This is a genomic window from Nocardia sp. NPDC056000, from assembly GCF_042269265.1.
GTDB lineage: Bacteria > Actinomycetota > Actinomycetes > Mycobacteriales > Mycobacteriaceae > Nocardia.
Genome location: NZ_JBHJXS010000013.1, coordinates 78,017 through 88,633 on the forward strand (window position 1 = coordinate 78,017; position 10,617 = coordinate 88,633).

At 67.7% G+C, this 10,617-nt stretch carries 10 protein-coding genes; 6 read left to right on the top strand and 4 right to left on the bottom strand.

From position 1 onward, the window contains the following. Positions 1 to 23 precede the first annotated feature (23 nt). Entirely contained in the window at positions 24 to 911 is an 888-nt protein-coding gene (locus ACFC4D_RS33845) for an alpha/beta hydrolase (RefSeq protein ID WP_375968312.1), read from the top strand. 6 nt (positions 912 to 917) lie between these two features. Here ACFC4D_RS33845 and ACFC4D_RS33850 read toward each other — a convergent pair whose 3' ends face one another. Beyond that, complete coding sequence (locus tag ACFC4D_RS33850; protein WP_376069270.1) at positions 918 to 2,117, bottom strand: bifunctional RNase H/acid phosphatase; 1,200 nt, start codon at positions 2,115 to 2,117, stop codon at positions 918 to 920. A 443-nt stretch (positions 2,118 to 2,560) separates the two neighbouring features. Next, a complete protein-coding gene (locus tag ACFC4D_RS33855; RefSeq protein WP_376069272.1) occupies positions 2,561 to 3,298 on the bottom strand; it encodes a zinc ribbon domain-containing protein in 738 nt (245 codons plus the stop codon). Between the two features lie 167 nt (positions 3,299 to 3,465). Here ACFC4D_RS33855 and ACFC4D_RS33860 point away from each other — a divergent pair, with 167 nt between their 5' ends. Further along, a complete protein-coding gene (locus ACFC4D_RS33860; protein WP_376069275.1) occupies positions 3,466 to 3,909 on the top strand; it encodes an OsmC family protein in 444 nt (147 codons plus the stop codon). Positions 3,910 to 4,046: 137 nt separating this feature from the next. Here the strand turns inward: ACFC4D_RS33860 and ACFC4D_RS33865 are convergent, their stop codons facing one another. Both ACFC4D_RS33865 and cobC read right to left on the bottom strand, forming a co-directional pair. Beyond that, positions 4,047 to 5,177, bottom strand: a complete 1,131-nt coding sequence (locus ACFC4D_RS33865; protein ID WP_376069278.1) for a Nif3-like dinuclear metal center hexameric protein — start codon at positions 5,175 to 5,177, stop codon at positions 4,047 to 4,049. 31 nt (positions 5,178 to 5,208) lie between these two features. Further along, positions 5,209 to 6,264: an Rv2231c family pyridoxal phosphate-dependent protein CobC gene (gene cobC, locus ACFC4D_RS33870; protein WP_376069776.1), complete on the bottom strand. Its 1,056-nt coding sequence runs from the start codon at positions 6,262 to 6,264 to the stop codon at positions 5,209 to 5,211. A gap of 588 nt (positions 6,265 to 6,852) precedes the next feature. Between cobC and ACFC4D_RS33875 the strand changes: the two genes are divergently transcribed. The 4 genes from ACFC4D_RS33875 to sigJ all read left to right on the top strand — a co-directional run bounded on the left by ACFC4D_RS33875 (position 6,853) and on the right by sigJ (position 10,478). Then, entirely contained in the window at positions 6,853 to 7,344 is a 492-nt protein-coding gene (locus ACFC4D_RS33875) for a low molecular weight protein-tyrosine-phosphatase (RefSeq protein ID WP_376069281.1), read from the top strand. Then, the gene (locus ACFC4D_RS33880; protein ID WP_376069284.1) at positions 7,341 to 8,285 is read left to right on the top strand and encodes an SURF1 family protein; all 945 of its coding nucleotides are present in this window, start codon (positions 7,341 to 7,343) and stop codon (positions 8,283 to 8,285) included. The genes ACFC4D_RS33875 and ACFC4D_RS33880 overlap by 4 nt, the downstream gene beginning before the upstream one ends. 78 nt (positions 8,286 to 8,363) lie before the next feature. After that, positions 8,364 to 9,299, top strand: a complete 936-nt coding sequence (locus ACFC4D_RS33885; RefSeq protein WP_376069286.1) for a cobalamin biosynthesis protein — start codon at positions 8,364 to 8,366, stop codon at positions 9,297 to 9,299. A gap of 225 nt (positions 9,300 to 9,524) precedes the next feature. After that, on the top strand, positions 9,525 to 10,478 hold the full coding sequence (gene sigJ / locus ACFC4D_RS33890) for an RNA polymerase sigma factor SigJ (RefSeq protein WP_364650393.1): 954 nt from the start codon (positions 9,525 to 9,527) through the stop codon (positions 10,476 to 10,478). Positions 10,479 to 10,617 lie beyond the last annotated feature (139 nt).

Genomic DNA, 10,617 nt, shown 5'->3' on the forward strand with positions numbered 1-10,617 from the left:
CCACCAAGGTACCGTAACGGGCCATGGAGCGTGTCGAGGTGGGGTTCCCTTCCGGTGGTGAGCAGTGTGCGGGATGGCTGTATCTGCCGGATGGGCCGATACGGCCACGTCCCCTGGTAGTCATGGGGCACGGGCTCGGAGCCGATCGGGAAATGGGATTGGATCGCTATGCGCGGCGTTTCGCCGCGGCGGGAATCGCGGTGCTGGCGTTCGATTATCGGCATTTCGGGGGTAGCGGGGGTGAGCCGCGCAATGTCATCAATATCGCGCGCCAGCGTGAGGATTGGCATGCGGCGATCGCCTACGCGCGCACCATTCGGGGAATCGATGCGACGCGAATCGCACTGTGGGGCAGTTCTTTCGGCGGCGGGCATGTGCTTTCGGTCGCGCCGGACGATCACTACATCGCGGCCGTGGTCGCGCAGTGCCCATTCACCAGCGGCTGGTCCTCGGCGATGGCGAAGGGGCCGATCAGCCTGGTGAAAACCGGGACGCTGGCATTGACCGACATCATTGTCAGCCCGGTGATCCGGCGGCCGATCTCGGCGCGATTGGCGGGTAAGAAGCATTCGGCCGCGTTGATGAGCGCGGCCGACGTTCCGGACGGATATGGGCGGCTCGCGGAGGAATCCAGTCAGTATCGGCCGAAAGTGCCCGCGCGCATAGGCATGTCGACGCTGTTCGATTCACCTGCCCGGCGCGCCAAGGACATCAAAGCGCCGGTGTTCTACGCCATCTGCGATAACGACAGCGTCGCCCCCGCCAAACCGACGCTGCGCGCGGCCGAGCGCACCAAGCACGCGGTCGTGAAGCAGTATCCGATCGGGCATTTCGATATCTACTTCGACGAGTGGTTCGAGAAGGCCGTGCACGACCAACTCGAATTCCTCACCGCCACACTGCGTCCCTGACGTGTTCTAGAGATATGAGGTGTCGTTGGCCAGCCGGACCGACGAACCGCCGTCGGGATAGAACTCCGCGATGGACAACGACGCCAAATCCAGGTGCAGGCGATACAGCAGCGACGGGCCCACGCCGAGTGCGAGTTGCAACAGCATCTTGATCGGCGTGACATGGCTCACCACAAGCACATTCGCACCCGGATACAGCGCGACCAGATCGCGCCGCACGCTTTCGACGCGTTCGCGCACCTGATCGAAACTCTCACCGCCGGGCGGGGCCACCGCGGGATCTCCCAGCCAGCGCGCGTGCAATTCCGGATCGTGATCGCGTGCCTCGGCGAACGTAAGCCCCTCCCACGCACCGAAATCCGTCTCGATCAACCCGTCGAGCACCCGCACCGGCAACCCGAGCGCCTTCCCCGCCGCCTCCGCGGTCTCCCGCGCCCGCCCCAGCGGCGAACACACGATCGCCGCGATATTCCCCTTACCCGCAAGCATTCTCGCCGCATTGGCAGCCTGCTGCCGCCCCAATTCCGTCAACGGCGGATTCCCCCGCCCCGAATACCTGCGCTCCACAGACAATTCCGTCTGCCCATGCCGCAACAGCAATAACCGAGTAGGCCTCCCCACCGCCCCTGTCCACCCCGGCGCAGACGTCGTAACCGCCTTACCCTGCCCGGTCGCAGCGAGCGGATCCGAATGCGTGGACGCCGCGGCGAGAGCCGAGCCCGTACCGGAGTCACGCTGCGCCGGAGCCGATTCCGTCGCCACCGGCTGGTTCAGCGCGTTCCGCACCTCACCGACGACCTCCGCGTCATCCATGGCCTCATTGGCGAGCTGATCCGCATGCGAATTCTCTTTACGCGGAATCCACGCGAAACTCACCCGATCGAACCCCGCGACCAACCGCCGAGCCCGATCGGCCAGCGGAATCATGGCCTCGTGCTTGACCTTCCACCGCCCGGACATCTGCTCGACGACCAGCTTGGAGTCCATGCGCACCGAAACCTCACGCGCACCGAGTTCGGCAGCGGCTTCGAGCCCGGCGATGAGTCCCCGATACTCGGCGACATTGTTTGTCGCGACCCCGAGAAATTCCTTCCGCTCCGCGAGGACATGGTCCCGACCCGCATCCCAAACGACCGCGCCATACCCGGCGGGTCCGGGATTCCCGCGCGACCCACCGTCAGCCTCGACAACAACCTTGTCCGTCACCGCTACTCACCCTCCAAAGGTGCCTGGCGGTCATCCGCCGAAGCGAATGCCACCGCCTACCGCCCGAATCGCCACCATCGCGATTCCGCCCGGCGATCACCCAGGCCCGCAAGCCCGGCTCAATTCCGACTGCGCCACATCCTGCCAGCCGACTCCCCGGCTTCGACGAAGCCACCCGGACCACTGCCGAACGTCGCCGCGCGAGCGCATATTTCGCGGGTCGTCACACGCTCGTGGACGGTTCGGACGGAGCATTCGCCCACCGACCGGAGATATCGGGCATGCCTTGTTCAACCATGCTGCGACGGGCCTGTTCGATCGCGCCGAGCCGAATCACGCCTCCGTCGTCCCCGCGGAATCCGGCATGATGGTGGCCGCCGCATGCGGAGTGCAACGCGAACGCCTGCCTTGCGACGTGGCGTCAGTTCAGTCGACCTGGGCCGCTACAGCCCGGAGTGCTTGGTGCGCACCAGGATCGCGTTGCATTCGGGGCAGCGGACCACGGCGTCGGGGGCGGCTTTGGCGATGCGGGAGATTTCGCCGCGGTCGAGTTCGATGCGGCAGGCGCCGCAGCGGCGGGCCTGCAGCAGGGCCGCGCCGATACCGGCGGTGGCGCGCTGCTTCTCGTAGGCGGCGAGCAGGTCGGCGGGGAAGCCGGCGGACAGGGCGGTGCGGTCGGATTCGCAGCGCTGCTGGGCGACGTTCAGGTCGGCGACGGCGTCATCGCGGCGGCGTTCGGCATCGACCAGATCGGCTTCGGCCTTGTCGAGGTTCGCGCCGGCGTGTGCGTGATCGGCGGCGGCGGCCTCGCGGCGCTCCATGACGTCGATCTCGTCATCCTCTAGCACCTTGCGGCGGCGCTCCAGGCTGGTGAGCTCGTGCTGCAGCTCCGAAAGCTGTTTCGCGCCGACCGAACCCGAGGTCAGCATGCCGCGGTCGCGGTCCTCACGCTTGCGGACGGCGTCGATCTCGCCTTCCAGCTTGCGGATATCGCGGTCCAGATCGTCGATGAGGATTTCCACCTTCACCGACGCGTCCTTGCGGGCCGTCCGCTCGGTTTCCAGCCGCTGCACCTCCTGCTCCTCGGGCAGCACCTTGCGGCGATGCTCGATCCGGGTCAGTTCGGCGTCGACGGCGGCGAGGTCGAGCAGCTTGGACTGGATCGAAGGTTCGGCATTCAACGCGGAAGGTCTCCTGGACGCTATGGACGGTGCAAGACTCCCACCGTACCCGTCCGAGCCAGTCGGATTGTCCAACCCCACCGCAACCTGGACATTTGATCGCGACCGGCCGGGGCGCGCGGAAAATCGACGGGCGCGCGACCAGCCCGATATGTCAGGGTCGATATATGGGCGAACACCGCTATGAGGTCGAGGTCACGTGGTCCGGCGCGACCACCGGATACCGGGACTACACGCGCAATCACGAACTGCTCGCGGACGGGCGGCCGAGCATTCCGGCCACCGCCGATCCGAAATTCCGGGGCGACAAGACGCGCTGGAATCCGGAACAACTGCTGGTCGCGTCGCTATCGGACTGTCACATGCTCTGGTACCTGCACCTGTGCGCGGAGGCGGGCGTGGTGGTCACCGACTATCACGACACCGCCGTCGGCGTCATGGACGACGAACGCTTCCAACTGGTCACCCTGCGCCCCCGCGTCACCGTGCGCGAGCCCGGGATGATCGACACCGCAGAGCAGCTGCACGGGGAGGCGCATAAGCGCTGCTTCATCGCGAACTCGGTGAATTTCCCTGTGGCACACGAGCCCACGATCGTCAGCGAAGGCTGAAGCCCTGAACTTTTCGTGCAATCGAGCCCCTGATTCGACGGGTTTCCCGCAGCACGCGCCGACGATTGCACGAAAAGTTCAGCCACCCAACCCGGATCGCACGACCTCCGGGGCAGCGCGCCTCGTCGGCGCGGCTGTCAGCAATCCGCCGCACCCACCGTCCACGGGTCGGTGCGGATTGCGGAGACTCGGGTCTCGACCATCGGCAATGCCGCCTGCACCACGCCTTCCGCCTGTGCGCACCAGGGGAATTCGGTGGCCCAGTGGGCGGCGTCGATGAGGGCCGGCCCGCCCGCGCGCAGGTGTTCGTCGGCGGGGTGGTGGCGCAGGTCGGAGGTGACGTAGGCGTCGACGCCGAGGCGGGCGACGGTGTTCAGGAAGGAATCGCCCGCGCCGCCGCAGACGGCGACCGTGCGGATCAGGCGGTCCGGGTCACCGGCGGCGCGGACGCCCCAGGTGGTGGCGGGCAAACCCTTGCGGACGCGAGCGGTGAACTCGCGCAACGTTTCCGGGGCCGCGAGTTCGCCGATGCGGCCGATACCGCGCGTGGAGGGCAGCTTGGCGCGCTCGGTGACGTGATAGGCGGGCTCTTCGTATGGATGCGCGGCGCGCAGAGCCGCGAGGACGGCGGCGCGGCGCGATGGCGAGGCGACCACCTCGAGGCGGTCCTCATCCTGACTGTGCAGTTCGCCGATCGCGCCGACGGCGGGGTTCGCGCCCTCGACCGGGCGGAACTGGCTGGTGCCCGCCGAGCGCCAGGCGCTGTCACGGTAGTTTCCGGTGCCGCCCGCGCCCGCGATGAACAGGGCTTCGAGTACCTGTTCGGTATGCGTGCGCGGGACGATGATTTCCCATTCATCCAGGGCGGTAAGCGGTTTCGGCTCCAACGGGCCGGTGACGGTCAGGCCGACGGCGTGCGCCAGCGCGTCCGAGACGCCCGGATCGGCGGAATCGGCATTGGTGTGCGCGGTGAACAGCGCACAGCCGGAGCGGATGAGCCGGTGCAGCAGTGCGCCTTTCGGGGTATCCGCCGCGACGGTGTCGACACCGCGCAGCAGTAGCGGGTGATGCACCACCAAAGCCTGTGCACCCCATTCGATCGCCTCGTCGACCACGGCGGCGGTGGCGTCGACCGCGAACAGCACGCGCGCTACCGTCTCGTCCGGATCACCGGCGACCAGGCCCACCGAATCCCATGATTCGGCCAGTCCGGGCGGATACGCCGCGTCCAGCGCCGCCATCACCTCGGCCAATCGCACCGTCGCCATCACCGAACCTCCTCCGACACAGTTGTTTTCACTAGAGCCCGAGCTCGGCGATGGCGGTGATCAGCACATCCACCTCCGCCGCGGGCCGTACCGCCAGCCGCAGGAATCCCGATTCCAGCCCGGGGAAGGTATCCCCGCGCCGCACCGCGATCCCCTTGCCCGCCAGCCGCTTGCGCAATAGTTCCGCATCCGGCACCCGAATCAGCAGAAATGGCCCGCGCGCCGGTTCACACACCTCGATCCCGAGTGCCCGCAACCGGGGAATCATCGCATCCCGATGCGCCGCAATGTTTTCGGCCAGTCGCTGCGACTCCGCCACCGCCTCCGGCGTGCAGGTGGCGGCGATCGCCTCCAGCTGCAGCGTCCCCAACGGCCAATGCGCTCGCCCCTGATTCAACCGCGCCAGCAAGTCCGGATGCCCCAGGAAGTACCCGCACCGCAACCCCGCCAGCGCCCAGGTCTTGGTAAGACTCCGCAGCACCAGCACATCCGAATAGCTCTCCCCCGCAAGCGATTCCGTCTCCCCTACGACAGCATCCGCAAACGCCTCATCAACAACGACAACCCGCCCCGGCCGCCGCAACCCCAGCACACTCTCCCGCGAATGCAGCACCGAAGTCGGATTCGTCGGATTCCCCACAACAACCAGGTCCGCCGCCTCCGGCACCTGCGGCCTACGCGCCTCAGACACCGGCACGCCGCGCCTACCGCCCTGAGCGCCGACCGCAGAGTCGGGCGCATTCGCCTGCCCCGCAACCGATTCCAAGCTGTAGGGCGGCTCCAGCACCACGCGCGCCACCGGAACCCCGGCCTCCCGCAGCGCGAGCTCGGGTTCGGTGAAAGACGGATGTATCACCGCCGCCAGCGCAGCCCCCAGCCGAGGCAGCATGGCGAACCCTTCGGCAGCCCCCGCCAACAGCAGCACCTCATCGGCCCGCCGCCCATGCCGAGCGGCCACCGCCTCTCGAACGGCCCGCTCCTCCCCCGCATCCGGATACCGCCCCAACTCCTCCAACCGCCCGGCCAGCCGCTCCCGCAACCACTCCGGCGGCCCACTCCCCTGCACATTCACCGCGAAATCGACCATCCCCACCCGAGTCTCGACATCTCCGTGATGCCGCAACTTCGCGTAGTCGGCATCATCGAGGCCACTCACGCCACTCACATCGCTCAATTCGCAGCCCGTCGACATGTCGACCGCACGAGCCGCCCGGCCCGCGCGATGCTCTGGACACGCGACACAACGTCCGAAACGCTCTCGGGCACGCGGCCCAGGTCAGCGACTACCTCATGCTCACGTGCGGGAGAGGACCAAGCGCTTGATTCCACACCCGAAGCGCTTCGCGGCGCGTGACCCGCGTCGGCAGCTGCCACACCAACGGTCGGCAGGTTCGTCCGCCAATCGCTCCCTTCGGCGGCGAGATCGCCGGACGGCACGGACTTCATCCGATCGTTCGCCTCGGCGGCTGACGTCTTGCCAGGTGCGACAGTCCACCGCGCATCGCTCGGTGCGGCGATGGCGGCGTTGCCGCGCGGCATCGTTGTCAGCGCATGGGTTCGGGAGCCGTGGGCGCTGGTTTCGAAGCGGGCCGGGGCGGCGGGGGCGGGGCGCGGGGTGGTGTGCTCGGGCACAGCGAACACCCTACGTGGCCGCGCTCGAGGGGTTCGGGACAGAATGGCTGTCGTGGGCGACCTGCATGTGACCTTCATCTGCACCGGCAATATCTGCCGGTCTCCGATGGCCGAGAAGATGTTCGCGGCGCATCTGGAACGGGCCGGGCTGGCCGATCGGGTGCGCGTGAGCAGCGCCGGGACCGGGGGTTGGCATGTCGGGGATGAGGCGGATCCGCGGACGAATGCCGAATTGCGGAGTCACGGGTATCCGGTCGGGCATAGCGCGGCGGTGATCGGCGACGATCATCTGGACGCGGATTTGCTGATCGCGCTGGATACCGGGCATGAGCGGGCGCTGGCACGCATGGGGGTGCCGTCGGACCGACGGCGGCTGCTGCGGAGTTTCGATCCGGCCGCCCATGGAACGGATGTGCAGGATCCGTATTACGGGGATCAATCCGATTTCGCGCTGGTGCGCGAGCAGATCGAGGCCGCGGTGCCGGGACTGCTCGACTGGGTGCGCTTACAGCTCGGCGAAGGCGATCGCGCATGAGTTCCGGTAATTCCATGCTTCGTCGGCTCACGTTTCTCTTGCGGCCCAGCTGGGTGATTCTCGCGGTGGTGGTCGCCGGGTTCGCGTACCTGTGTTTCTCGGTGCTCGCGCCGTGGCAGCTGGGCAAGAACACCTCGACCTCGGAGCGCAATACCCGCATCGCGGATTCGGTGCACGCCGATCCGGTCGATGTGAGCAGTATGTTCGGCGGCTCGGATAAGAACACCGAATGGCGGCGGGTCACCGCCAATGGCAGTTATGTCCCGGATTCCACGGTGCTGGTGCGCCTGCGCCACCTGGATTCTGCTCCGGCGTTCTCGGTGCTGACCGCGTTCACCCTCGATGACGGCCGCACCGTACTGGTGGATCGCGGTCTGGTCGCCGCCGTGAACGGCTCCCGCCCGCCCGTGATCGCCACCCCGCCGACCGGACCGCAACATCTCGAGGCCCGGGTCCGCGCCTCCGAGGGCATCGTGGACACCAAGCCGCCGCTCACCGAGGACGGCTACCGCCAGGTCTATTCCATTGACACCCAACAGGATTCGACGGTCCTGAACCTGCCGCTGACCCCCATCCCCACCGATGGCCGCGGCGGCTACCTGCAACTCGACGAGAACCAGCCGGGCGCGTTCAGTCCCGTCCCGCTCCCTCAATTGGACGCGGGCCCCTACCTCTCCTACGGCCTGCAATGGCTGGCCTTCGGCATCATGGCTCCCCTCGGCCTCGGCTATTTCATCTACGCCGAAATCCGAGCCCGCCGCCGCGAACGCGCCGAATCCACGACCGCACCGGCTGCGAGCACCGTGCCTGCCACCGCCCCGGCCGACACGGATTCGGATGCGGAACCCACCACCGCAGCACCGGTACCGACCCCATCGATTTCGAAACCTCCGACGAACGAAGCCCGTCTCGCCGACCGCTACGGCAACACCCGTCGCTGACTCCACACCGGTGAACAATCGCAGCGCTGTCGTAGAGGTGGTGTCCACCGGGTGCGGCGGAGTCGATAACCTCGGCTGGTGCTTTCCGGGAGTGTTGCTGCGGCTGGGTTGTTGATCGGCTTCACGGCGGATCGCGTCTTAGGCGACCCGCGCCGCTGGCACCCGGTGGCCGGGTTCGGCACCACCGCAATGAAGCTGGAACAGGTCACCTATCGGGATCATCGCCTGGCCGGAGTTGTGCACGAGGTCGTACTGGCCGGCGGCGTCATCGGCTTGGGCATCATCGCCAAGAAAACCATTCGCGGGTCGGTCGGCGAAGCCGCGATGATCGCGGCCGCCACCTGGACCGTGCTGGGCGGAACAACCCTGGCCGAGACCGGGCGGCAAATGGCCGATCTCCTGGAGTCCGGGGATATCGCCGGCGCTCGGGAACTGCTGCCCTCCCTGTGCGGCCGCGATCCCGAACTGCTGGACGCGGATGGCCTGGCCCGGGCCGCTCTCGAGTCGATCGCGGAGAACACCTCGGATGCGACTGTCGCACCGCTGTTTTGGGGCGCAATCGCGGGGGTGCCGGGACTGCTCGGGTATCGCGCGATCAACACGCTCGACGCCATGGTCGGATATCGAAACGAGCGCTACAACCGGTTCGGCTGGGCGGCGGCGCGCACCGATGACGTCGCGAATCTGGGCCCGGCCCGAGTCGCCGGACTCATCACAACGGTGCTCGCCCCGGTGATCGGCGGCCGATCCGCCGACGCCTGGCGCGCCTGGCGTCGAGACGCGGGAAAGCATCCGAGCCCGAATGCCGGTGTGGCAGAAGCCTCTATGGCGGGTGCGCTCGGTGTACAACTCGGCGGACTCACCCGATACCGCCACGGCACCGAAATGCGCCCGACCCTCGGCGATGGCCCGGCCCCGCGCGTAGCCGATCTACGCCGCGCGGTCCGCCTCTCGGAGGCAGTGCAGCTCGCCACCGCACTCGTCGCCGCGACCGTCGCCTACGCCCGCCGCTGAAAGGTGTGGATCCCGGCCAAAAGCGCGCCGGGATGACGGGGGCGGTCAGTGCGTCGACCTTCATGCCACGACAGCGATCCGGCGATCGCAGCACGAATGTTCGGCAGTCTCAGGCGAGGTCGTGTTCCGGCTCGGAGCTGGGGAATGTCACAGTGTGGGGAGTTGGTTCGTCTGGTTGGTGAGGGTCGTCCGGATGGGCGCGTGGTCAGGAATGGTGAGGCGGCAATGAGCGACGGACAGCACGGGGTACCCGATCAGGCCGAGTTGGCGCGGCGGTTCGAGGAGCATCGGGGCTATTTGCGGCGGGTCGCGTACAGCACGCTGGGGAGTCTGAGTGATGCCGATGATGTGGTGCAGGAGGCGTGGCTGCGGCTGCAGCGGTATTACGAGACGAATGACGGTGCGGAGATCGAGAATCTGCGCGCGTGGCTGACCACGGTGACGGGGCGGCTGGCCTTGGATCATCTCGGGTCGGCGCGGGCGCGGCGCGAACAGTATGTCGGCGAGTGGCTGCCGGAGCCGGAGATCACCAGTTGGGTCGATGATCCGGCCGATCGGGTATCGCAGGATGAGCGGGTGACCACCGCACTACTGGTGGTACTGGAGTCGCTATCCCCGGCCGAGCGCACCGCTTTCGTGCTGCAGGATGTCTTCGGCATGACCGGTCCAGAGGTCGCCGAGGTGGTGGGCCGGACCCCGGCCGCGGTGCGCCAGTTGGCTTCTCGCGCCCGCAAGCATGTGGAGTCCGGCACCCCGCGCTTCCCGGCCGATCCGGCCGAGCACGAGAAGGTGGTGTCGGCGTTCGCGGTGGCATGGCGCTCGGGTGATCTGAGTGCCCTACTGGGCGTGCTGGATTCGAATGTCACCTTCACCGCCGACGGCGGCGGCAAGGTCAATGCCTTCCGGCATCCGCTGCACGGTGCGAACAAGGTGGCCGAGACGCTGGTCGGCTTCCTGCGGTTCGCGACCGAGGTCGGTGGCGGCTGGGGTCGTTCGATCATGGTCAACGGCCGTCCGGGCCTGGTGGTGTTCGACGGCAAGAACACCGGCGTGTTCTCCTTCACCATCGATGACGGCCGCATCACCAATATCGATGTGGTGCGCAATCCGGATAAGCTGCGCAACCTCCCCGAGGACGGCGAGCCGGACTGGGTGCTGAACACCAACGCCCCCGAATAGATCGCACAGTGGTGGGGGGGCCCCCCCCGGGGGGTGGGGGGGGCCCCCACAAGAAAAAAACCACAGAAAAAAACGCCGGCGAAGAGCGCCCCCCGCCGGCCCGGGGGGCGCGCCCCCGGCCGGCGCGGGCGGGCCCCCC